General features: G+C 56.4%; 17 protein-coding genes and 2 pseudogenes. 9 read left to right on the plus strand and 10 right to left on the minus strand.

Annotated features, from left to right (window positions below):
- Positions 1-132: 132 nt before the first annotated feature.
- From ldtD to ACOI7Z_RS02470, 3 genes are all read left to right on the plus strand, one after another.
- A complete protein-coding gene (gene ldtD / locus ACOI7Z_RS02460; protein WP_044521923.1) occupies positions 133-1,923 on the plus strand; it encodes a L,D-transpeptidase in 1,791 nt (596 codons plus the stop codon).
- A 303-nt stretch (positions 1,924-2,226) separates the two neighbouring features.
- Positions 2,227-2,778: a YcbK family protein gene (locus ACOI7Z_RS02465; RefSeq protein WP_004201403.1), complete on the plus strand. Its 552-nt coding sequence runs from the start codon at positions 2,227-2,229 to the stop codon at positions 2,776-2,778.
- A gap of 13 nt (positions 2,779-2,791) precedes the next feature.
- Positions 2,792-3,439, plus strand: coding sequence for an MBL fold metallo-hydrolase (locus tag ACOI7Z_RS02470; RefSeq protein ID WP_023289031.1), 648 nt, complete (start codon positions 2,792-2,794; stop codon positions 3,437-3,439).
- A 66-nt stretch (positions 3,440-3,505) separates the two neighbouring features.
- Here the strand turns inward: ACOI7Z_RS02470 and ACOI7Z_RS02475 are convergent, their stop codons facing one another.
- The 4 genes and pseudogenes from ACOI7Z_RS02475 to ACOI7Z_RS02490 form a co-directional block, all read right to left on the minus strand.
- Entirely contained in the window at positions 3,506-4,696 is a 1,191-nt protein-coding gene (locus ACOI7Z_RS02475) for an amino acid aminotransferase (protein WP_017899450.1), read from the minus strand.
- Positions 4,697-4,883: 187 nt separating this feature from the next.
- Positions 4,884-5,995 (minus strand): annotated as a pseudogene (locus tag ACOI7Z_RS02480) (porin).
- Between the two features lie 591 nt (positions 5,996-6,586).
- Positions 6,587-7,987, minus strand: coding sequence for an asparagine--tRNA ligase (asnS, locus tag ACOI7Z_RS02485; protein WP_017899452.1), 1,401 nt, complete (start codon positions 7,985-7,987; stop codon positions 6,587-6,589).
- A 175-nt stretch (positions 7,988-8,162) separates the two neighbouring features.
- On the minus strand, positions 8,163-8,624 hold the full coding sequence (locus tag ACOI7Z_RS02490) for an Lrp/AsnC family transcriptional regulator (RefSeq protein ID WP_002898209.1): 462 nt from the start codon (positions 8,622-8,624) through the stop codon (positions 8,163-8,165).
- Positions 8,625-8,935: 311 nt separating this feature from the next.
- Here ACOI7Z_RS02490 and dpaL point away from each other — a divergent pair, with 311 nt between their 5' ends.
- From dpaL to ACOI7Z_RS02510, 4 genes and pseudogenes are all read left to right on the plus strand, one after another.
- On the plus strand, positions 8,936-10,147 hold the full coding sequence (gene dpaL / locus ACOI7Z_RS02495) for a diaminopropionate ammonia-lyase (RefSeq protein WP_087849035.1): 1,212 nt from the start codon (positions 8,936-8,938) through the stop codon (positions 10,145-10,147).
- Positions 10,148-10,269: 122 nt separating this feature from the next.
- Positions 10,270-11,558, plus strand: a pseudogene (locus tag ACOI7Z_RS02500) (aromatic amino acid transport family protein).
- Positions 11,559-11,582: 24 nt separating this feature from the next.
- Positions 11,583-12,821 carry a Zn-dependent hydrolase gene (locus ACOI7Z_RS02505; RefSeq protein ID WP_080901301.1) on the plus strand — a complete coding sequence of 413 codons (1,239 nt, stop codon included), beginning with the start codon at positions 11,583-11,585 and terminating at the stop codon, positions 12,819-12,821.
- 18 nt (positions 12,822-12,839) lie between these two features.
- Positions 12,840-14,006 carry a M20 aminoacylase family protein gene (locus ACOI7Z_RS02510; RefSeq protein ID WP_044521930.1) on the plus strand — a complete coding sequence of 389 codons (1,167 nt, stop codon included), beginning with the start codon at positions 12,840-12,842 and terminating at the stop codon, positions 14,004-14,006.
- 42 nt (positions 14,007-14,048) lie between these two features.
- On the opposite strand, the gene pncB is transcribed toward ACOI7Z_RS02510, so the two are convergent.
- Positions 14,049-15,251 carry a nicotinate phosphoribosyltransferase gene (gene pncB / locus ACOI7Z_RS02515; protein ID WP_087849034.1) on the minus strand — a complete coding sequence of 401 codons (1,203 nt, stop codon included), beginning with the start codon at positions 15,249-15,251 and terminating at the stop codon, positions 14,049-14,051.
- Between the two features lie 326 nt (positions 15,252-15,577).
- On the opposite strand from pncB, the gene pepN reads away from it, so the two are divergent.
- Positions 15,578-18,193, plus strand: coding sequence for an aminopeptidase N (pepN, locus tag ACOI7Z_RS02520; protein ID WP_048297170.1), 2,616 nt, complete (start codon positions 15,578-15,580; stop codon positions 18,191-18,193).
- A gap of 97 nt (positions 18,194-18,290) precedes the next feature.
- On the opposite strand, the gene ssuB is transcribed toward pepN, so the two are convergent.
- Genes ssuB through ssuE form a run of 5 tightly spaced genes read right to left on the minus strand, consistent with a single transcriptional unit; the run spans position 18,291 to position 22,535 of the window.
- Positions 18,291-19,064, minus strand: coding sequence for an aliphatic sulfonates ABC transporter ATP-binding protein (gene ssuB / locus ACOI7Z_RS02525; protein WP_087849033.1), 774 nt, complete (start codon positions 19,062-19,064; stop codon positions 18,291-18,293).
- On the minus strand, positions 19,061-19,852 hold the full coding sequence (ssuC, locus tag ACOI7Z_RS02530; RefSeq protein ID WP_004201413.1) for an aliphatic sulfonate ABC transporter permease SsuC: 792 nt from the start codon (positions 19,850-19,852) through the stop codon (positions 19,061-19,063). Before ssuC ends, ssuB begins: the two co-directional genes overlap by 4 nt.
- A 10-nt stretch (positions 19,853-19,862) precedes the next feature.
- Positions 19,863-21,008 (minus strand): FMNH2-dependent alkanesulfonate monooxygenase, encoded by a 1,146-nt coding sequence (gene ssuD / locus ACOI7Z_RS02535; protein ID WP_023289041.1) that lies wholly within the window; start codon positions 21,006-21,008, stop codon positions 19,863-19,865.
- Positions 21,005-21,967 carry a sulfonate ABC transporter substrate-binding protein gene (locus ACOI7Z_RS02540; protein WP_087849032.1) on the minus strand — a complete coding sequence of 321 codons (963 nt, stop codon included), beginning with the start codon at positions 21,965-21,967 and terminating at the stop codon, positions 21,005-21,007. Before ACOI7Z_RS02540 ends, ssuD begins: the two co-directional genes overlap by 4 nt.
- Positions 21,960-22,535: an NADPH-dependent FMN reductase gene (gene ssuE, locus ACOI7Z_RS02545; RefSeq protein ID WP_004201416.1), complete on the minus strand. Its 576-nt coding sequence runs from the start codon at positions 22,533-22,535 to the stop codon at positions 21,960-21,962. Before ssuE ends, ACOI7Z_RS02540 begins: the two co-directional genes overlap by 8 nt.
- Before the next feature lie 249 nt (positions 22,536-22,784).
- On the opposite strand from ssuE, the gene pyrD reads away from it, so the two are divergent.
- Positions 22,785-23,795, plus strand: a complete 1,011-nt coding sequence (pyrD, locus tag ACOI7Z_RS02550; RefSeq protein ID WP_087849031.1) for a quinone-dependent dihydroorotate dehydrogenase — start codon at positions 22,785-22,787, stop codon at positions 23,793-23,795.
- The last annotated feature ends 68 nt before the right edge of the window (positions 23,796-23,863 follow it).

Here is a 23,863-nt window from a genome sequence, read left to right on the forward strand (position 1 = left end):
GCCCGGTATGCGAGGGTGGTATAATCTTTAAACTTCTTTACATTAGGTAAGGCAAAAGCCTTTTCATCTTTATATACTGAAAAAAGAGCCCCATTTTTGTGGGCAGCAATGTGTGACAACAGGGGGCAAGGGATGTTGCTAAAGAAACGGTATGGTCGTCCATTGTCAGCGCTCAGCCTGAGCCTGGCACTGGCATTTGCTCCGCTGTTCAATGTCCAGGCCGAAGAGCCTGAAGTCGTACCCGGCGACAGTTCTGCGGCGCCCGCCGAGGTTTCCGCCGCGCTGGCGCAAAGCGATGGGCAATCGCCGGCGGTCGCGAAGCTGGCCGGTGAGCAGCCGCTGTCGATGGAGGCGGCGGCAAACAGCCGCGCCCAGATCGAGGCGCTGTTGCCGGCAGGGTACAAACCCGTCTTTATGAATCCGCTGGTGTCGCTGTACGCCGCCAGGGATATGAAACCGATGTGGGAAAACCGCGAGGCAGTGCAGGCGTTCCAGCAGCAGCTGGCGGAGATCGCCATCGCCGGTTTTCAGCCGCAGTTTACCACCTGGGTCAGCCTGCTGACCGATCCCGCCGTCAGCGGCATGGCGCGCGATGTGGTGCTGTCGGACGCCATGATGGGCTATCTGCACTTTATCAGCGGCATCCCCACCCAGGGGACCCGCTGGTTGTACAGTTCAACGCCGTACAAGATGGCGACCCCGCCGCTGTCGGTGATTAACCAGTGGCAGCTGGCGCTGGACAATGGCTCCCTGCCGGCGTTTATCGCCGGCCTGGCGCCGCATCATCCGCAGTATGAAGCCATGCATCAGTCGCTGCTGGCGCTAGTGGCTGATTCTCGCCCATGGCCGCAGATGACCGGCAGCGGCTCGCTGCGCCCCGGCGAATGGAGCAATGATATCGGCGCCCTGCGCGAGATCCTCCAGCGTACCGGAATGCTGGACGATACCGCCAATATCGTTCTGCCCGGCGATGTGGTGAGCCCGTCGGCGAAGAAAAAGAGCAAACCTGCGGCGCGCGGCGTGTACGATCGCCAGCTGGTGGAGGGGGTTAAGCGCTTCCAGGCGATGCAGGGGCTGGGGGCGGATGGCGTCATCGGCCAGTCGACTCGCGACTGGCTCAACGTCTCTTCCGCGCAGCGCGCAGGGGTGCTGGCCCTGAACATTCAGCGTTTACGCTTACTGCCGGGCAAACTGTCCACCGGCATTATGGTCAATATTCCGGCGTTCTCGCTGGTCTATTACCAGGACGGCAGCCAGGTGCTGGCCTCGCGGGTAATTGTGGGGCGTCCGGATCGCAAAACGCCAATGATGAGCAGCGCGCTGAATAACGTGGTGGTCAATCCGCCATGGAACGTGCCGCCAACCCTGGCGCGCAAAGATATCCTGCCGAAGGTGCGTAACAATCCGGGCTATCTTGAGCAGCATGGCTACACCGTCATGCGCGGCTGGAACAGTAAAGAGACCATCGATCCTTATCGGGTCGACTGGTCGACCATCACCGAGAACAACTTACCGTTCCGTTTTCAGCAGGCGCCCGGAGCGCGTAACTCGCTCGGACGCTACAAGTTCAATATGCCGAGCTCCGATGCCATCTACCTGCACGATACGCCGAACCATAACCTGTTCCAGAAGGATGTTCGTGCGCTCAGTTCCGGCTGTGTGAGGGTGAATAAGGCTTCGGAGCTGGCCAATATGCTGCTGCAGGATGCGGGCTGGAACGACACGCGTATTTCCGATGCCCTGAAGCAAGGGGACACGCGCTATGTCAATATTCGGCAAAATATACCGGTGAATTTATATTACTTAACGGCGTTTGTGGACGCTGATGGACGTACACAATATCGAACAGATATTTACAATTACGATATCACCGCGCGATCCAGCGCACAAATTCTGACGAAAGCTGAGCAATTAATCAGGTAAATGAAGTAGTTCAATGGATTTTGTTGTCCTAGCACTGGGTAAAAAAGGGCGCTGCTCCTCTGCAGCGCCCGATTTTCCTGGGGTGAGGCTGCCTTGACGTTGGCAATAATGCCCGGTAAGGTGCCTTTCGTGCGCCAGAAGTGCATATACATATCATTCCGCTCAATGCGTGACGCAGTCAGCGCGAACGCTCTCTTTTGCCGGGCAGCATCACGGCTGTGGCGAGCGATGGCGTGCTGGGGTTCAGCATCGCGCAAAGCGGAAAAAGTATATAACGATTCATTGACTGTAGACCTGATTATCATGGACAAATTTGACGCTAATCGCCGCAGATTGCTGGCGTTGGGTGGTGCTGCGCTGGGTGCTGCCGCCATTCTCCCTGCGCCGGCATTTGCCACCCTCTCGACCCCCCGTCCGCGTATTTTGACGCTGAATAACCTGCATACTGGTGAATCACTCAAGGCGGAGTTTTTCGATGGCAGAGGCTATATTCAGGATGAATTAGCAAGACTTAACCATTTTTTCCGTGATTACCGCGCGAATAAAATTAAGTCCATCGATCCAAATCTGTTCGATCATCTTTATCGGTTGCAGGGACTACTTGGCACCAACAAACCTGTCCAGCTTATCTCTGGCTATCGTTCCCTCGATACCAATGATGAGCTACGCGCACGAAGCCGTGGTGTAGCAAAGCACAGCTATCACACCAAGGGGCAGGCAATGGATTTCCATATTGAAGGTATTTCGTTAAGCAATATTCGCAAAGCGGCGTTATCTATGCGCGCAGGTGGTGTAGGATATTACCCACGTAGTAACTTTGTGCATATTGATACCGGTCCCGTAAGGCACTGGTAACGAAAGGAGCGTCATGAACTATCGTATTATTCCGGTTACCGCGTTCGCGCAGAACTGTTCTCTTATCTGGTGCGAACAAACCCGGCTGGCGGCGCTGGTCGATCCTGGCGGCGATGCTGAACGTATCAAAGCGGTGGTGGCGGAGGCTGGCGTCACGCTGATGCAGATCCTGCTGACGCATGGCCATCTCGATCACGTCGGCGCCGCTGCGGAACTGGCGCAGCATTATGGCGTACCGGTTATTGGTCCGGAAAAAGAAGATGAGTTCTGGCTGGAAGGATTACCGGCGCAAAGCCGGATGTTCGGCCTGGAGGATTGCCAGCCGCTGCGTCCGGATCGCTGGCTCAATGAAGGCGATGTGGTTAATGTGGGGAATGTGGCGCTGCGGGTACTGCACTGCCCGGGCCATACGCCGGGTCACGTGGTCTTCTTTGATGACGCTTCCCGACTGCTCATTTCCGGAGATGTGATTTTCAAAGGCGGGGTGGGGCGCAGTGATTTTCCACGCGGCGACCATGGACAGCTGATCGCGGCCATTAAGGATAAGCTGTTGCCGCTGGGCGATGACGTGACCTTTATTCCCGGCCATGGTCCGCTGTCGACGCTGGGTGAGGAACGCCGCAACAACCCGTTCCTGCAGGATGAGATGCCGGTCTGGTAACCGACCTGACGCGAACGTAAAAAAGGCCGCATTCGCGGCCTTTTTCTTTATAGCGAATAATATCGCTTACAGCACGGCGACGATGGCTTCACACAGCGGCGCCATGTTGTCAGGCGTCATGCCGGCCACGTTGATACGGCCGGACGCGACCGCATAGATGGCGAACTCTTCACGCAGACGCAGCACTTGCTCTTTAGTCAGGCCGCTGAACGAGAACATACCGTTCTGCTTGCTGATAAAGCTGAAGTCGCGGCTCGCGCCTTTCTCCTGCAGGGTGTTGACGAACAGCAGGCGCATACGCTGGATGCGCTGGCGCATATCGGTCAGCTCCTGCTCCCAGATTGCCCGCAGCGCATCGTTGCTCAGGATGGTCGCGACCACGGACGCGCCGTGCGCTGGCGGGTTGGAGTAGTTAGCGCGGATCACCGACTTCATCTGGCTGAACGCGCGGTCCACGGTCTCCTGATCGGCGGCGACCAGGGTGCAGGCGCCGACGCGCTCGTTGTACAGGCCAAAGTTTTTCGAGTAGGAGCTGGCGACCAGCAGCTCTTTATGCAGAGCAGCAAAGGCGCGCAACCCTTCAGCATCTTCTTCCAGACCGCGGGCGAAGCCCTGGTAGGCGAAATCGAACAGCGGCAGCCAGCCTTTCTCGACCGACAGCTGCGCCAGCGTCTGCCACTGATCGAGCGTCGGATCGATACCGGTCGGGTTGTGGCAGCAGCCGTGGAACAGTACCACGTCGCCTGCCTGGGCTTCGTTCAGGCTGGCCAGCAGACCATCAAAGTCCAGCGCGTGGTTAGCCGCATCGTAGTAGGCATATTCACGTACTTCCAGCCCGGCGGAGGTAAACACACTCTTATGGTTTGGCCAGCTTGGATTGCTTACCCACACGCGTTTCACGTCGGTGTTTTTGGCGAGGAAGTCGGCGGCGACGCGCAGCGCACCGGTACCGCCCGGGGTCTGCGCGGTGCGGGCGCGTTTATCGGCGATAATCGCATTGCCTTTACCGAACAGCAGCTCCTGGGTGCAGCGACCAAATTCAGGAATACCATCAATGCCCAGATAGTTTTTAGTCGTTTCATTTTCCAGCAGGTACTGCTCTGCTTTTTTGACGCTGGTCAGAACGGGTGTTTTACCGGTTTCATCCTTGTAAACACCAATTCCGAGGTTAATCTTTTCAGGGCGGTCATCGGCACGAAACAGATCGGCCAGACCTAAAATCGGGTCGGCTGGGGCGGCGGTAATGTTCTCAAACATGACGAGGTTCCATTGTGATTACTGAAGGGAAATCCGCTATCAGGTTAACGGGAGAACAACGAATTGCCAACCGTTTGCGATAAAAAGCGCGAAGGTTTTCGAAAGATACGATCTTTGCCTCAGTAATAGAGAAAAGCAGGACCGAAGTCCTGCTCTGAAGGCATATCACGAAGGGGTGTACTGCAGATTAGAACTGGTAAACGATACCCACGGCCGCCTGGTCGTCGGTCGCTACGCCAGCTGCTTTGGTGTAATCGTTGTCGCTCAGCTGGTTGAATTTATACGCAGCGTAGACGTTCATGTTCTTGTTGAAGTAGTACCAGGTTCCCACTTCAATGTATTTAACCAGATCCGCATCGCCGCCTTCGAAATCAGTACCTGGACGTGCCTGCAGATTTTTACCTTTGGTCTGCACGTAGCCGATGGACGGACGCAGGCCGAAGTCGAACTGATACTGTACAACCGCTTCAAAGTTTTGAGTTTTACCTGCAAAATACTTTTTAGCGGTGGCAGGTGCATCAGACGGGTTGCTCTCAGGAGTCATATTGTAGGTCTGGGAGTACATGACGGCTGCATAGACGTTGTTGGCGTCATACTTAGCAGAGGTCGCCCAGGCTTCGGCTTTGTCGCCATTACCGTCAGCTTTCTGCGCGCTGCTGCGGTTGGAATTAGCGTAACCTGCGGAGAGCGCGATACCGTTGTCGAACGCGTAGGTCGCCGCGGTGCTGAAGCCGTCGCCATTCTGCTTACTGATAGAACGGTCGTGGTCGTTTTTACCCTGGTACTGCAGCGCGAAGCTCAGGCCGTCAACCAGACCGAAGAAGTCAGAGTTACGGTAGGTTGCCACGCCGTTGGTACGGCCGGTCATGTAGTTGTCGGTGTAGTTCCAACCGTCGCCACCCCATTCAACCAGCATATCGGTTGCTGCTTCGACGTCGTAGATCGCGCCGTAGTTACGGCCGTAGTCGAATGAACCATACTCGCCCGCTTTCAGACCTGCGAACGCCAGACGGGTTTTCGTCGGCTGGGAACCTTCAACATTGGAGGCGTCCATGTTGTATTCCCACTGACCGTAGCCGGTCAGCTGATCGTTGATCTGGGTTTCGCCTTTCAGGCCGATAAGGCGTAGGTGGTATCGTCGCTGCTGGTCTTGCCATTGGTGGTCCAGACGTGCTCGCCGACCATTTTTCCGTAGAAGTCCAGTTTGTTGCCGTTTTTGTTATAGATTTCTGCAGCGTTAGCTGCACCGGCTACCAGCAGGGCAGGGATCACCACTGCCAGAATATTGCGCTTCATCATTATTTATTACCCTCATTAATATTTTTTATATGAACACGTGCCACTGCCGTCAATAAGTTCTGTCAATAAAAACTTACAGAACCATTGATGAGAGTTTGGTGTCTGAAGGCATCTTTCCATCCGCGACAACGTTTCGCTAGCCGGAAAATGCTACTAATATCTCATATGAGTAACAAAAAGAAAAAACATGTAACTAAATATGTATTTATGGGAACTTTGTGAACTTAATCAAAATTCCGTTCCACATGGTGAGGTAAATCGCCTTCCCATATCTATCTATATGAATTATTTATGATTAATTTGGATAAGCGTAAATTTGCTCATTTTGTGTGTTGAATTCGCCTTCTTTTTATTCAGCCTTTGTCTTGGCAAGACGTGCGGCGCGTGGTTAAAAAATGAGCAAATTTATCAGGGGTTTTGCTCTGTTATGAACATAAAGTGCGATCTGCATCACCCGGATGCACCGAAACAGTGCGTAACATAAATGTGAATCCGAGGCCTTGATGTTTAAGTTTGTTGAATTTTGATAACAGTAATTGACATAAAAAAAGGCCAGCTTGCGCTGGCCTTTCAGGTTTATGTCAGAAAAATTTAGAATGTCGCGTTGCGCGGGGTCCGCGGGAACGGGATGACATCGCGGACGTTCTGCACGCCGGTCACGTAGGCAATCAGACGCTCGAAGCCCAGGCCAAAGCCGGAGTGTGGAACGGTGCCGTAGCGGCGCAGGTCGCGATACCACCAGTAGTCTTCTTTATTCAGACCCATCTCGGCCATACGCGCGTCGAGCACGTCGAGGCGCTCTTCACGTTGGGAACCGCCGATGATCTCGCCAATACCCGGCGCCAGGACGTCCATTGCCGCGACGGTTTTACCGTCTTCGTTAAGGCGCATGTAGAAGGCTTTAATATCTTTCGGATAGTTTTTCACTACCACCGGCGCTTTGAAGTGTTCTTCAGCCAGGTAACGTTCGTGCTCGGAGGAGAGATCCACGCCCCAGTACACCGGGTTCTCGAACTGCTTGCCGCAGTTTTCCAGAATAGTGACGGCGTCGGTATAATCCACCTGCGCAAAATCAGCGGTGATAAAGCGCTGCAGACGGTCGATAGCGTCTTTATCAACGCGCTCGGCGAAGAACTGCATGTCGTCCGCGCGCTCTTCCAGTACCGCTTTAAAGACGTACTTGAGCATCGCTTCCGCCAGGCCGGCAACATCGTTCAGGTTAGCGAAGGCCACTTCCGGCTCCAGCATCCAGAACTCCGCCAGGTGGCGGCTGGTGTTGGAGTTTTCCGCACGGAAGGTCGGGCCGAAGGTGTAAATCTTCGACAGCGCGCAGGCATAGGTCTCGCCGTTCAGCTGGCCGGAAACGGTCAGGAACGACTCTTTACCGAAGAAGTCTTTGTCGAAATCGACTTTGCCCTGATCGTTACGCGGCAGGTTTTCCAGATCCAGCGTCGACACGCGGAACATTTCGCCGGCGCCTTCGGTATCGGAGGCGGTGATCAGCGGGGTGGAGACCCAGAAGAAGCCCTGCTCATCAAAGAAGCGATGCAGCGCCTGCGCCAGGGTGTGACGCACGCGGGCAACCGCGCCGATCAGGTTGGTGCGCGGACGCAGGTGGGCCACTTCACGCAGATACTCGATGCTGTGACGCTTGGCCGCCATCGGGTAGGTGTCCGGGTCTTCCACCCAGCCGGTCACTTCCACGTTGGTCGCCTGGATCTCAAAGCTTTGACCTTGGCCCTGGGAAGCCACGACTTTACCGGTGACAATCACCGAGCAACCGGTGGTCAGACGCAGCACTTCCTGATTGTAATTGGGCAGAGAATTATTAATAACGGCCTGTACAGGATCAAAGCAGGAACCGTCATAGACGGCGAGGAATGAAAAGCCAGCTTTTGAATCTCGGCGGGTACGCACCCATCCGCGGACCGTGACTTCGCTGTCAACGGCAACGCGGCCCTGGAGTACGTCGGCTACAGGCACAACGCTCATAATAATCTCTCTATATAGTCCAATAAAAAAGTCTCTTCCCCCTACAGCGGGGGGATATCTATGTTACCTGTCATCTTCCATCAGACAAGTAGATTTCGCACAGGGAAGGGTGGATTTCGGAAATAAATACACCTCCGGGGCGTTCTTTGACTCCCCATTTCGACTTTTACACGACTTACTCGATAATGACCGTCATTTCCTGCTTCGCATTTTGCATCGACACGATGGTCCGGAAAGACTTGATATTTCCCGAGGCAAAAAAGAGTTCACGGGTTAGCGCTTCGTATTCCGCCATATCACGGACGTTGATCACGAGCAGAAAATCGAAGTCGCCAGTGACATAGTAGACCTGCTGCACTTGCGGACAGGTTACGAAACGCTGTTTATCCTCCTCAAGCAGATCGAGACGTTCATTCTCAATGGTCACCTGCACCATAATGGTGATGGGTCTTCCCACTTTACTGGCGTCCACTAAGCTAACACTGCCTTTAATCACCCCTGCATCCTCAAGTGCAGCGATACGCCGATTGACTGCCGAAGGAGACAGGCTGATCCGATCGGCGATCTCCCGTTGCGACAAGCGATTATTACGCTGCAAGAGCGTAAGAATTTTTTTATCCCATGCGTCAAGTTTCATCATATATCTCGTCCTGCAAGCCTGTGATCAATCTCACTCATGCAACGTTGTTGCGTGAGAATGATAAAACAGAGTGAAAATTGCGGCGCGATGGGCAACTTTGCGCCAATTAACCGCCGGGCGCAGTGTACCATCACAGGCAGTGGGAAAGCGGCATATCGCGACAAAAAGCCTCTCACACTCTGACTTAACCAATTTAAAGCGACCGTCCTGTCTCAGGCCGCACGGATCCGTGCACCCGTCGTTTAGGCGGAATGGTCGCAAATAACGTTATCGTCCCAGGACGATATGAAAATAGAGGTGCCTGAATAGTGGACACAATTAAATTTCAACTCAACGCCCGGCGGCAGCCCTATGGCCAGGGAGCAGACTTGAGTCTGCTCAATGAAAGCGTGGGGAACGAAGTGCTGGCATTCCATCAAAAATTTCCTGATTACCGGGTCACGCCGCTGCGTAAGCTGGAAATTTTAAGCCAGCGGCTGGGCCTGGGGTCGATCCATATAAAAGATGAAGCCCAGCGATTCGGTTTGAATGCGTTTAAAGGATTAGGCGGATCTTATGCGATGGGGAAATATCTCGCCGCTCTGCTTGAGCGAGATATTACTACGTTGAGCTTTGCCGAGCTTAATTCACCAGCGATTAAGGCGCGTATCAAGGACATCGTATTTGTGACTGCTACCGACGGTAACCATGGACGTGGCGTGGCGTGGGCGGCTGAGCAGCTTGGGCTGCGTGCGGTGGTGTATATGCCAAAGGGCTCGTCACCGGTACGCGCGCAGAATATTCGCCGGCATGGCGCCGAATGCACGATTACTGAACTGAACTACGACGACACAGTTCGGCTGGCGGCCAAAACCGCGCGCGAGCAGGGATGGGTTTTACTCCAGGATACCGCCTGGCAGGGCTACGAGCAGATCCCCACATGGATCATGCAAGGCTATATGACCCTCGCTGTTGAAATCTGGCAGCAATTGGTAGAAAGCGGGGCGCCGATGCCGACGCATCTGTTTTTACAAGCCGGTGTCGGGTCGTTTGCCGGCAGCATCATGGGATATTTCATCGAAAAGATGCAGCAGCAGGCTCCCACCATCATCATCGTTGAGCCGCACAAGGCGAACTGCCTGTATCGCTCGGCAACCATTAATGACGGGCTGCCGCACAGCGTCGGCGGGGATATGTCAACCCTGATGGCCGGGCTTGCCTGTGGTGAACCTAATATCACCAGCTGGCCAATGCTCCGCGACCATGCCACCTGTTTTATTTCCGCCGACGATTGTCTGGCCGTCAATGGCATGCGCCTGCTGGCCGCTCCGCGACCAGGTACTGACGAACCTTTTGTCTCCGGGGAATCCGGCGCTATCGGCACTGGCGTGCTTTACGCGCTGATGACTCAGCCGGAGTATCGCGAGCTTGCCGAATCTCTGCGCCTGAATGCCGATGCACAGGTTCTGTTAATCAGCACGGAAGGAGATACATCACCCGATGTCTATGAAGACATCGTCTGGTTTGGCCGTAATGGTTGAGCGCTATCGACAATAACAAGGGGGCCATCTTACCTACCCTACGAGCCCTCGGTGTGACAAGCGTTCTGACTCATAACGAAAACAAACGCGCTTTCGCGTCATGCACAGAGAGAACCTGACCGATGAATACTGAAAATATAATTATCAATAAAGGATGTTCCGATCCCGCAAAGTGGCATAGCGAAGATACCGTTTGGGTCCTTGGCCTTTTCGGTACCGCAATTGGCGCCGGGGTGCTGTTTCTGCCGATTAATGCCGGAATTGGCGGCTTCTGGCCGCTGCTGATTGTTTTTGTCCTCGCTTTTCCTATTACTTATCTGGCTCACCGCGGTCTGGCGAGATTCATTTACTCTTCCAATACGCCGGAAAGCAGTATTACCGATGTTATTGGCGAGCATTTTGGCGCGCTGGCGGGAAAAGTGTTTACCGTCATCTATTTCTTCGCCGTCTATACCATTTTGATTATGTATGCGGTGGCAATCACCAACACCGCGCAGAGCTTTATCACCCACCAGTTGGCAATGGCCGAGCCTCCCCGGTCGCTGGTGGCCATCGTTCTGATCCTCGGGCTGATGTTTATCGTCCGTTTTGGACAGCGTTTGATAATGCGGGTGATGAGCACCCTGGTTTATCCCTTCATTATCTCGCTTATTTTTATGGCACTTTTCTGATTCCGCACTGGAACGGCGCAATTTTGCAAACCGCAAGCTTCAGCGCCACAGGCGATGGGCAGGGGATCATGTTATCCCTCTGGATGACCTTCCCGGTACTGGTGATGTCGTTTAACCACTATCCCATCATTTCGCCGATGGTGGTGCGCCAGAAGCAGCGTTACGGTCTGGCGCTCGCTGAGGGGAAATGCGCGCAGATCCAGCGCTACGGTATCCTGCTCATGACGGTGGTGGTGCTGTTTTTTGTTCTCAGCTGCGTGTTAAGCCTGTCGCCGCAGCAACTGGCGGAAGCCAAAGCCCAGAATCTGTCGATTTTGTCCTATCTGGCCAATCAGTACGATACACCGATTATTGCCTGGCTATCGCCGATTATCGCCTTTGTCGCTATTACTAAATCATTTCTTGGCCACTACATCGGCGCCTATGAATCGCTGCGCGACCTGATTCTGGAGGCCGCCGCCGCACGCGGGAAAAAACCTGGCATTCGCCTCGTCGACGCGGTCATCCTGGTGTTTATGGTGTTTACCTGCTGGTTCGCCGCGTACAAGAACCCCAGTATCCTCGGTATTATCGAATGCATCAGCGGTCCCACCGGGGCGGCAATTCTTCTGCTGTTGCCTATGTACGCCATTCATAAATTACCGGTGCTTGCCCCCTGGCGCGGTAAAGCGAGCAACGTTTTCGTCACCCTGATCGGGCTTATCACCGTCTCTGCCATTTTTTACGGCATGTTCCAATAACCACCATCACTAGCGAGATGTTTTATGAGTCATTTTCTGCAGATTAACGGCCAACGGCTTATCGATTCCCTGTATGCGCTTGGCGAATATGGTGCGCTGGAAGGCGGCGGCGTATGCCGCCTGGCAGCGACGGCCGAAGATAAAGCCGGCAGGGACTTTGTTGTAGCCCGCATGAAGGCCCTGGGCCTGAGTGTGTCTATTGATGCTATCGGTAATGTCACCGGTGTTTATCACGGCGAGGAGACGTTGCCGATGGTGATGATGGGGTCACATATCGATACCGTCGCTACCGGTGGGTTATACGATGGCAACTACGGCGTTATGGCCGGCCTTGAGGTGATTGCCACCCTCCAGGATGCCGGGATCCGCCCCCGACGACCGTTGGCGGTAACCTTCTTTACTAACGAGGAGGGGGTGCGATTTCAGCCCGATATGATGGGCAGCGTGGTGTTTGCCGGCGAGTATCCGTTGGCGCAGGCGCTCGCGGCAAAAGATCTCGACGGTATCACGCTCGATGAAGCGCTGCGTAGCATTGGTTATAAGGGCGAACGTCAGCCGGGAGATATGGCGGTAGATAGCTACGTTGAGCTGCATATTGAACAGGGACCGATTCTTGATAAAGAGCAAATTGATATTGGCGTTGTTACCGGCGTACAGGGTATTTCGTGGCAGGAATTTACCCTGCGAGGCGTATCGAATCATGCGGGTACTACCCCAATGTCCATGAGACGCGATGCCGGGCTGGCGGCTGCGAAAATCGCTGTTTTTGCCCGTGAGCTGGCGCTAAGCCTTGGTGGTGATCAGGTAGCTACCGTTGGGCATTTCAGCGTGAAGCCTAATCTGATCAACGTCATTCCCAACCATGTCGTTATGTCAGTGGATCTTCGCAATACCGATAATGCGATCTTATGTCTGGCGGAGCAGCAACTGGCAGAATTTGTTGCAAAAACGTCGCAGGAAGAGGGCGTGGAGATAACCAGCCGCTCACTGGTGCGCTTTGAACCGGTCATTTTTGCCGATGAGATCGTCAATGCGGTGGAAGCCGAGGCGGAGCGTCAGGCGCTCAGTTACCGACGTTTGCCAAGCGGCGCTGGACACGATGCACAATTTATGGCGTCGGTATGTCCAGCCGGGATGATTTTTGTCCCCTGCGTTGATGGCATCAGTCACAACGTCAAAGAACACAGTGCGGCCAAAGACCTGATTGCTGGCGCCAATGTGCTGCTGCAGGTGGTTTTACAGCGCGCCCAGCGTATGGACTAATGTTTACAGGAGCAGAGAATGAATCAGCAACAGTTAAAGCAGCAGCTTATCGCCTGGCGTCACTATTTGCATGCCCATCCGGAAAGCGCCTTCGAAGAGCAGAATACTTCACGGTTTATTGCCGAAAAGCTCGAGGCCATGGGCATTGAGGTACACCGCGATATTGGCAAAACCGGGGTAGTGGGGAGATTGAAATGCGGCGACGGCAAGGGCGTTATCGCTATTCGTGCCGATATTGATGCCATTCAATTGACCGAACAGGGAGACCGGTCTTACCGCTCCATGACCGCCGATCGGATGCACGGCTGCGGGCATGATGGTCATACCTGCATTGCATTGGGCGCGGCGCAGTTGCTATTGCAGCGGCAGAATTTTAACGGCACGGTCATCTTTGTTTTTCAGCCTGCTGAGGAGCCTGGCTATGGCGCCAGAGCGATGATGGACGATGGCGTTATTGAACGCTTTGGCATTGAGGAAATCTACGGTCTGCATAATATGCCGGGTATGAAAGCCGGGACTATCGCCACGCGAGTCGGTGGCATTATGGCCAGTGAAGATAACTTTATTATTCGTATTCAAGGGCAGGGAGCGCATGCGGCGCGGCCGCATATGGCGAAAGATCCGCTGGTAATTGCGGCGGAAATCATCCTGGCTTTGCAGACAATTGTTTCGCGAAATGTTGATCCGAACGTGCCAGCGGTCATTTCCTGTACTGAACTGCACACCGACGGCATCCGCAATGCGATTCCGACGCATGTTGAAATCAAAGGGGATACGCGCAGCTTTGTACCGGAGGTGCAGATGCTGCTCGAAGAACGAATGCGTACCATTAGCGAAGCAATTTGCGCGATGCACGGTGCGAGGTGCCAGTTCAGCTATACCCATGAATTTGCGCCAACGGTGAACTGGCAGAAATGCGTTGATGTGGCGGTCACCGCTGCGATTAACGTGGTAGGGGCTGAGAAGGTGGACGGCAACGTCGCACAGATGATGATTTCGGAGGATTTTGGCGCTTTTCTGCAAAAAATCCCCGGCTGTTTCATCTTTTTAGGCAACGGCGATGGTTCAGATGCTCAGGGCAATACACCGTTGCATAATGCCTGCTACGACTTTAATGATGAGATATTGCTAACTGGCGCGGAGTATTTTGCCGAGGTCGTCAGAACCCGTCTGCCGCAGGAGTGATATTGATTGGCCCGATAGCAGAATGCCGTCGGGCCATGTTTTTTAGCTCGCCTTTTTAATCGGCGGCAGGTCGAACGCCTCGCGCAGGGCGCGGACGAAGGCCTTATCGTGGCAGATGGTTTTCCCCGGGCTGTCGGAGAGTTTCGCCACCGGCTTGCCGTTACATTCCACCAGCTTAATCACGATATTGAGCGGTTTAACCTGCGGCAGATCGCAGGTTAAACGGGTACCAATACCAAAGCTCAGCTTCACCCGCGAGGCGAAGTGGCGATACAGGTCGACGGCTTTCGCCAGGTCGAGATTATCGGAGAAGACCAGCACTTTGCTCAGCGGATCGATGCCCAGCTTCTGGTAATGGGCGATGGCTTTTTCACCCCATTCCACCGGGTCGCCGGAGTCGTGGCGCAAACCCTGATAGCGGGTGGCGAACTCCGGACCGAAATCGCGCAGGAACGCATCCATGGTGATGCAGTCGGTCAGCGCGATGCCCAGCTGGTCAGGATACTCTTCCAGCCAGGCGGCGAGGGCCGCCCGCTGGCTGCTGGCCAGGTTCGGGCTGATCTGCTGGTGGGCCTGGAACCACTCATGGGCCTGGGTGCCCATCGGGGTTAAGTTCAGACGGCGCGCCAGATCGTAGTTGCTGGTGCCGACAAACCATGGCTCCTGCTGCAGGCGTTGCACAATGGCTTCCTGTACATCGCGTGAAAAACGACGGCGGGTGCCGAAATCCATCAGGCGGAAGGCGCTCATATCGAGGTCAGCGGTCATGGTGGCGAAGTCGCCTAGCTTATGCTCCAGCGCGTTTAGCGCTTGTTCAACGCCCATGTCGGGTGAACGGTAGCGATGGACCAGCTCGCTTATCACCGCCAGCAGGGGGACTTCCCACATGATGGCTTCCCGCCACGGGCCGGTGAGGCGAATGTTCAGCTTGCCGTTGTCATTGGCGACCGTGACCTGGCGCGGGTCATAGCGAAAATCGCGCAGCCAGTCGAGGTAATCCTGGCGAAAAAAGGGAAGGGTGGACAGCCAGCGATATTCATCATCCCGCAGCCTCAGGTCGCGCATGGACTCCACCTGCTCGCGGATCGCGTCGGCATAAATGCCGAGCAGGTCGTCTCCACGGCAGCGAAACTCCGCCGCCACATGTACATCGCCGTAGCGGTGGAAGACAGCCTGCTGCATGTGCAGCTTGTAGGCATCCGTATCAAGCAGCGAATGCAGTACAGGAGAAGTGAATTGTGTCATGGTGCGCAGTAGCATCCTCTCACTGGAGCGTTCCATCGAAACCAACGCGGAAAAAGGAGGCGGAGTATACCTTTATTACCCGGCTCTGTCCCGCGATGGCGAGCGATGGCGACGCTGACGGTCATTTGCGAGGCCTAGTTTAATATATTGAACATGGATCACACCACAAGCTTTGCGTCGGGTCGAGGGCAATTCGTGCCGCGAGTGTTAACAAAATGTAGCGATTTTCGTGTTTCACGTTGAAAAGATGAAGATTCTGCATAGCGCGATTGACACAACAGGAATAGACTGGGACGACACTTTACCGAAGATGCTAAAGGTTTTTTATGACACAACAGCCCCAAGCCAAATACCGCCACGACTATCGTGCGCCGGAGTATCTGATTAGCGATATCGATTTGACCTTTGACCTGGATGCCGCAAAAACCGTTGTTACGGCCGAGAGCAAGGTCTCCCGCCATGCGGCTGCGTCTGATGTGCCATTGCGCCTGGACGGCGAAGATCTGACCCTGATCGCTCTGCAGGTGAACGGCCAGCCGTGGAGTGACTATAAAGAAGAAAACAATCAGCTGGTGATCGGCGGCCTGCCGGAGCATTTCACCCTGACCATCGTCAATGAGATCAGCCCGGCGGCGAACACCGCGCTGGAAGGCCTGTATCAGTCAGGCGAAGCGCTGTGCACCCAGTGTGAAGCGGAAGGTTTCCGCCATATCACCTGGTACCTGGACCGTCCGGATGTGCTGGCGCGCTTTACCACCAAAATTATCGCCGATAAAGCCAAATATCCGTTCCTGCTCTCCAACGGCAACCGGATGGCGGAAGGGGAACTGGAGAACGGTCGTCACTGGGTACAGTGGCAGGATCCCTTCCCGAAGCCGTGCTACCTGTTTGCGCTGGTGGCCGGTGATTTCGACGTCCTGCGCGACACTTTTACCACCCGCTCCGGGCGTGAAGTGGCGCTGGAATTGTACGTCGACCGCGGTAACCTCGACCGCGCGCCGTGGGCGATGACCTCGCTGAAAAACTCCATGAAATGGGATGAGGAGCGCTTTGGCCTCGAGTACGACCTCGACATCTATATGATTGTCGCCGTCGACTTCTTCAATATGGGAGCGATGGAAAACAAAGGGCTGAACGTCTTTAACTCCAAATATGTCCTGGCCCGCACCGACACTGCCACCGATAAAGACTACCTCGATATCGAGCGGGTGATTGGCCATGAGTATTTCCATAACTGGACCGGCAACCGCGTCACCTGTCGCGACTGGTTCCAGCTCAGCCTGAAAGAGGGGCTGACCGTGTTCCGCGATCAGGAGTTCAGTTCCGACCTCGGCTCGCGGGCGGTGAACCGCATTAACAACGTGCGCACCATGCGCGGGCTGCAGTTTGCCGAAGACGCCAGCCCGATGGCGCACCCGATCCGCCCGGATAGGGTTATCGAGATGAATAACTTCTATACCCTGACGGTCTATGAAAAGGGTGCCGAAGTGATCCGCATGCTGCACACGCTGCTGGGTGAAGAAAACTTCCAGAAAGGGATGCAGCTATATTTCGAACGTCATGACGGCAGCGCCGCCACCTGCGACGATTTCGTCCAGGCGATGGAAGATGCTTCCAACGTCGACCTGTCGCACTTCCGCCGCTGGTACAGCCAGTCCGGTACGCCGATTGTGACCGTCCACGACGACTATAACCCGGAAACCGAGCAGTATACGCTGACCATCAGCCAGCGCACGCCGCCGACTGCCGAGCAGGCTGAGAAACAGCCGCTGCATATTCCGTTTGCCATCGAGCTGTACGATAACGAAGGTAAGGTGATCCCCCTGCAGAAGGGCGGTCATCCGCTGCACCCGGTGCTTAATGTGACCCAGGCTGAGCAGACCTTCGTCTTTGATAATGTCTATTTCCAGCCGGTCCCGGCCCTGCTGTGCGAGTTTTCAGCACCGGTGAAACTGGAATACAAGTGGAGCGATCAGCAGCTGACCTTCCTGATGCGCCATGCGCGGAATGATTTCTCGCGCTGGGATGCGGCGCAGAGTCTGCTGGCGACCTACATCAAGCTGAACGTCAACCGTCATCAGCAGGGACAGCCGCTGTCGCTGCCGGTGCACGTGGCGGACGCCTTCCGCGCGATTCTGCTCGATGAGAAGATTGACCCGGCGCTCGCCGCCGAGATCTTAACCCTGCCGTCGGCCAACGAAATCGCCGAGATGTTCGCCATTATCGATCCTATCGCCATCGCCACCGTGCGCGAGGCGCTCACCCGCACCCTGGCGAACGAGCTGGCGGACGAATTCCTCGCGGTATATAACGCCAATAAGCTCGACAGCTACCGGGTGGAGCACGCCGATATCGGTAAGCGAACCCTGCGCAATACCTGCCTGCGCTATCTGGCGTTCGCAGAGCCGACGCTGGGCGATAAGCTGGTGGCGGCGCAGTATCACCAGGCGGATAACATGACCGACGCGCTGGCCGCGCTGTCGGCGGCGGTTGCCGCTGAGCTGCCGTGCCGCGATGCGCTGATGCAGGAGTATGACGATAAATGGCATCAGGACGGCCTGGTGATGGACAAGTGGTTTATCCTGCAGTCCACCAGTCCGGCGGCCAATGTGGTCGAAACGGTACGCGGTCTGCTGAACCATCGTTCGTTCAGCATGAGCAACCCGAACCGCGTGCGGTCGCTCATCGGCGCTTTCGCCAGCAGCAACCCGGCGGCGTTCCATGCTGAAGACGGCAGCGGCTACCAGTTCCTGGTGGAGATGCTGACGGAGCTTAACCAGCGCAACCCGCAGGTCGCATCGCGACTGATTGAGCCGTTGATTCGTCTGAAGCGTTATGATGAGAAACGCCAGGCGCTGATGCGCGCCGCGCTGGAGCAGTTGAAAGGGCTGAAGGATCTCTCAGGCGATCTGTACGAGAAAATCAGTAAGGCGCTGGCGTAACGGTGGCAAAATCCCCGGTTGCGCTCTTGCTTACCGGGGCTACAGCGCTGTGCGATTTGGTAGCCCGGCCGAGCGAAGCGCGGGCCGGGGACGTTAGTTAGCCATGACTAAACAAACGCGGTGCGCTCTCGCTCTTGCCGCGTTTCATCACCCGATCCAGCACCTCCGCCTCCAGCTCGGCCAGCTTCGCCGAACCGGTGCGCCGCGGTCGCGGAATATCCACGTTCAAATCGAGACCGATCTTCTTCTCTTCAATCAACAGCACCCGGTCGGCCATCGCCACGGCTTCGCTGACGTCGTGGGTCACCAGCAGGACCGTAAAGCCATGCTCCTGCCACAGGGAGACGATCAGCTCCTGCATCTCCAGACGGGTGAGGGCGTCTAGGGCTCCCAGCGGCTCGTCCAGCAGCAGCAGGCGCGGGCGATGGATCAGCGCGCGGGCCAGCGCAACGCGCTGCTTCTGCCCGCCCGATAGCGCCGCCGGCCACTCCTGCGCGCGGCTCTCGAGTCCGACGCTGGCCAACGCCTGCAGGGCGGCGTCGCGCCAGGCGCCTTTTAACCCCAGCCCCACGTTATCAATCACCGTTTTCCACGGCAGCAGGCGCGCATCCTGAAACATCATCCGGGTGTCGTCCTGGATCGCCGCCAGCGGCGTCGCGCCTGCCAGCAGCTCGCCGGCATTCGGCTTTTCCAGGCCCGCCAGCAGGCGCAGCAGGGTGCTTTTGCCGCCGCCGCTGCGGCCCACCACCGCCACAAACTGGCCGCTGGGGATATGCAGATTCAGCTCGTTAAGAATGGTGTTGTCGCCATAGCGTTTAGTCACCCCGTTCAGCAGCAGCGGGATACCTGGGTTCAGACGGGCAGTGTTCATGCGTTAGCCTCCTGAAGATGATACGCCGGGTTCCAGCGCAGCCAGAGCCGCTCCAGCAGCTGGGCGCTGACGTCGGCCAGTTTGCCAAGAATGGCGTAAAGAATGATGGCGACCACCACCACGTCGGTTTGCAGGAATTCACGGGCATTCATCGCCAGGTAGCCGATACCGGCGTTCGCCGAAATGGTTTCGGCGACAATAAGCGTCAGCCACATCAGACCGAGGGCAAAACGCACGCCGACCATAATCGAGGGCAGGGCGCCGGGTAAAATCACGTGACGGAAAAGAGCAAAGCCGGATAAACCATAGCTGCGCGCCATCTCCACCAGCCCACGGTCGATATTGCGGATCCCGTGCCAGGTATTGATATAGATCGGGAACAGGGTGCCCAGCGATACGAGGAAGATCTTGGCGGTCTCATCGATACCGAACCACAAGATCACCAGTGGGATCAGCGCCAGGTGCGGCACATTGCGCAGCATCTGGATCGACGTGTCCAGCAGGCGCTCGCCCCAGCGTGACAGACCGCTGATCAGGCCGAGCACCAGTCCAATGGAACCGCCGATGGCGAAGCCGACCAGCGCCCGCCACGAGCTAATGGCCAGATGCTGCCACAGCTCACCGCTGGCCGAGAGCGTCCAGAACGCTTTCAATACGCCCTCCGGCGAGGGCAGCACCCGCGTCGACAGCCAGCCGACGGACGACGCCAGCTGCCAGACAATGACCGTTCCCACCGGCAGCAGCCAGGGGGCAAGGCGTAACAACAGGGGATGGGTTGATTTTGCCATCAGTGCCTCCTCAGCTCTGCGCCACTTTACGCGGGATAAACTCGTTAGCGACGGCTTCCCCCTGCAGACGCAGGTTGTGCGGCTGCGGAACAGACGGCACCGCGACGTCGAGCAGCGGGAACAGCAGCTCGCCGACCCGATACGCCTCTTCCAGATGCGGATAGCCGGAGAAGATAAAGCTATCGATACCCAGCGCGGCGTATTCATTGATCCGTTCGGCAACGGTAGCGGCATCGCCCACCAGCGCGGTCCCGGCGCCGCCGCGCGCTAAACCGACGCCAGCCCACAGGTTGGGGCTGATTTCCAGCTTATCGCGTCGACCATTGTGCAGTGCCGCCATCCGCTGTTGGCCGACGGAGTCGGTTCTGGCGAAGGCCGCCTGGGCGCGGGCGATAGTCTCATCATCCAGATGGGAGATAAGGCTGTCCGCCGCCTGCCAGGCTTCCTCATTGGTTTCCCGCACGATCACGTGCAGGCGGATACCAAACCGCACCCGGCGACCGTGCCGGGCGGCTTTCTCCCGCACCTGAGCTATCTTCTCTGCCACCTGGGCCGGCGGTTCGCCCCAGGTAAGATAGAGATCGACCTGCTCAGCGGCCAGATCCTGCGCCACCTCAGACGATCCGCCGAAATAGAGCGGCGGACGCGGCTGCTGGAGCGGCGGGAACAGCAGTTTGGCGTCGCGAACGCGCTGATGCTTGCCGTTAAAGGTGACAGTCTCCCCCTCCATCAGCTTGCGCCAGATATGGGTAAATTCAGCCGAGGCCTCATAGCGCTCGGTGTGGTCGAGGAAGACACCGTCGCCTGCCAGCTCGGCGGGATCGCTGCCGGTGACCAGATTGAACAGCGCCCGGCCGTTCGACAGTCGGTCCAGGGTCGCCGCCTGGCGCGCGGCCACCGTCGGCGACACCACGCTTGGCCTCAGGGCGACAAGGAATTTCAGCCGCTGCGTTACCGGGATCATCGAGGCCGCAACCAGCCAGGCATCTTCGCATGAGCGCCCGGTCGGGATCAGTACGCCGGTGAATCCCAGCCGATCCGCCGTCTGCGCGATTTGCTGTAGATAGCCGTAATCGACCGGACGGGCTCCCTCTTCGGTACCCAGATAACGACCATCACCATGGGTCGGTAAAAACCAGAACATATTCAGACTCATGATTTCGCTCCTTGTGCGGCGGCGGGCTGCCAGATGCGGGCCCGGATATCAACTTTTTTCGGCACCAGCTTGTTCTCAAAGAACAGGTCGGCCGTCTGCTGCTGGCGAGCGGCGGTTTCAGCGCTCACCGGGGTCACTGAGGTGGGGGGACGATGGTCCAGATAGCTGGCGATCACCGCTTCCGGTAATCCCATCGTTTTTGCCAGCAGCGTAATGCTTTGCGCACGCTGGCTATGGGTCAGGGCATCGGCCTGGGTAAAGGTATCGAGTACGCCCTCAATAAATGCGCCATTGCGTTCAGCGTAAGGGCGGGAAGCGAGATAGAAGGATCCCGTCTGTTTCAGGTCGGTTCCGTCGGTCAGCACCCGGGCGCCGCCCTGCAGCAGCGCGGCGGAGTAATACGGATCCCAGATCGCCCAGGCATCGACATTGCCCTGCTGGAAGGCGGCGCGCGCATCGGCGGGGGCGAGATAGACCGGCTGAATGTCGCTAAACTTCAAACCTGCGAGCTGCAGGGCGCGCAGCAGCAGATTGTGGGAACTGGAGCCTTTCTGAAAAGCGACCTTTTTCCCTTTTAGCTCAGCAACGTTATGAATCGGGCCGCCCTGCGCCACCAGAATCACTTCCGCTTTGGGCTTTGGCGGTTCCGAACCGATATACACCAGATCGGCGCCGGCCGCCTGCGCAAAGATAGGCGGAATGTCGCCAGTGCTGCCAATATCGATGCTGCCGACGTTCAGCGCCTCCAGCATCTGCGGACCGGCCGGGAATTCAATCCACGAAATATGGGTTTGCGGGTAGCGCTGCTCCAGCAGCTGATGGCTTTTCGCCAGCACCATGCTGACGCTGCCTTTCTGATAGCCGATGCGCAGGGCGTCAGGCGCCGCCGGGGCGGCATGGCCCAGGGCGGAGAACAGCAGCAGCCCGCCGAGGGTCAGAGCGCGGAGAGGATTAAGCATGTTCCACCCCACGCAGAGACGTTAACGACGGGGCGCGGCTGCTGGGGCGATGCAGCGCCTGCCAGAAGGTCTCCAGGGCTTCATCGAGGCGCCGCTGCAGGTTCGGGGTAAACTGCGGCTTGTGCTGGTAATCGGTCACCTGGCTGTCGTCAGCGAAGACGCCATGGAGGATCTCCTGAGCCTTGAGGGCATTCAGCACCGGCTTCAGGGCGTAGTCCACCGCCAGCATGTGGGCGATGGTGCCGCCGGTGGCCAGCGGCAGCACGATTTTGCCCTCCAGCGCCCGCTCAGGAAGCAGGTCGAGCAGCGTTTTCAGGGCGCCGGAAAACGAGGCTTTATACACCGGCGTGGCGATGATCAGTCCGTCAGCCCCGGCCAGCTGCTCATTGAGCGTCTGCAGCGCCGGGTTGTCAAAGCGAGCGTACAGGAGGTCTTCCGGGGCAAAGTTCTGCAGATGCCAGTGGCAGACTTCGATATCGGCGGCGGTGAGCGTCTCTCTGGCGTATTCCAGCAGGGCGCTGGAACGGGAAGGGTAACGCGGGCTGCCCGCAAGCGTAATGACGCGCATCTCTCTCTCCTTATAACTAAATGTTTGCATTTATCTATAATTGATAACATTTGTAGTGAGTGTGACAGAGGGCCATTCTTTCCCTAAATGATTTATCCACCGTTAGATAGCCGAAAAGCGCATAACGGCGCGCGGGGGAGGTAATCGTTTGCGCTGATGGGGGATTTTTTGTCGCAGGTCAATTCCCTTTCCGCAACAGATCGCACATAATACGCCCCCGGTTTGCACACCGGGAATCCAGGAGAGTTCATGTACTACCCCTTCGTTCGTAAAGCCCTTTTTCAGCTCGATCCTGAGCGCGCTCATGAAGTTACCTTTCAACAATTACGCCGTGTCACCGGGACGCCGCTGGAAATACTGGTTCGCCAGAAGGTGCCGGCCAGGCCTGTCACCTGCATGGGGCTGACCTTTAAAAACCCGCTGGGTCTGGCGGCCGGGCTGGATAAAAACGGGGAATGCATTGACGCACTGGGCGCGATGGGTTTTGGATCCATTGAGATCGGCACCGTGACGCCGCGTCCCCAGGCGGGCAACGATAAGCCAAGGATCTTCCGCCTGGTGGATGCCGAGGGGTTGATCAACCGCATGGGCTTTAATAACCATGGCGTCGATAACCTGGTTGAGAACGTGAAAAAGGCGCATTTTGACGGCGTGCTGGGCATCAATATCGGCAAAAATAAAGACACGCCGGTTGAGCACGGGAAAGATGATTATCTGATTTGTATGGAAAAAGTCTATCCCTATGCCGGCTATATCGCCATTAATATCTCCTCGCCGAATACCCCGGGGCTGCGCACGCTGCAATACGGCGAAGCGCTCGATGATTTACTCTCCGGTATTAAAAATAAGCAGCTTGAGCTGCAGCAGAAGCATCAAAAATATGTTCCGGTCGCCGTGAAGATCGCGCCGGATCTTTTGCCTGAGGAATTGATCCAGGTTGCCGATAGCCTCGTGCGTCATAATATTGATGGCGTGATTGCCACCAATACCACCCTCGATCGTTCTCTGGTTCAGGGAATGAAACATTGCGATGAGACCGGCGGACTTAGCGGTCGTCCATTACAATTAAAAAGTACCGAAATTATCCGTATGCTCTCCGCTGAGCTCAATGGCCGCTTGCCTATCATTGGCGTGGGCGGCATTGATTCCGTGATTGCCGCGCGGGAAAAAATGGCCGCCGGAGCTTCGCTGGTGCAGATCTATTCCGGATTTATTTTTAAAGGTCCGCCGCTGATTAAAGAAATTGTTACCCACATCTAATCTTTTCCTCCTCTGAATCCCACCCAGGGCTTTATTTCCGGCCCTGGTTGTTTTATATTCCCTCACTG

Source organism: Klebsiella sp. C283, assembly GCF_048822555.1.
Taxonomy (GTDB): domain Bacteria; phylum Pseudomonadota; class Gammaproteobacteria; order Enterobacterales; family Enterobacteriaceae; genus Klebsiella; species Klebsiella quasipneumoniae.